This is a genomic window from Pantoea sp. UBA7232 (assembly GCF_002473195.1).
In the GTDB taxonomy this organism is placed as follows: Bacteria; Pseudomonadota; Gammaproteobacteria; order Enterobacterales; family Enterobacteriaceae; genus Pantoea; species Pantoea eucrina.
In genome coordinates, this window is record NZ_DKTK01000008.1 from 392,768 (window position 1) to 393,050 (window position 283).

The following is a 283-nucleotide window of genomic DNA, read 5'->3' on the forward strand; positions in this document are numbered from 1 at the left end:
GTCGCATTAATGCGACCCTGGGGTGAGGTGCGGAACGTGACCAGGGCGGCATTAATGCCGCCCCTACAGATGCCCCCGTAGGGGTCGCATTAATGCGACCCTGGGGTTAGGTGCGGAACGTGACCAGGGCGGCATTAATGCCGCCCCTACAGATGCCCTCGTAGGGGTCGCATTAATGCGACCCTGTCGTATTAATGCGATGCGGGTTAGGTGCGGAACGTGACCAGGGCGGCATTAATGCCGCCCCTACAGATGCCCCCGTAGGGGTCGCATTAATGCGACC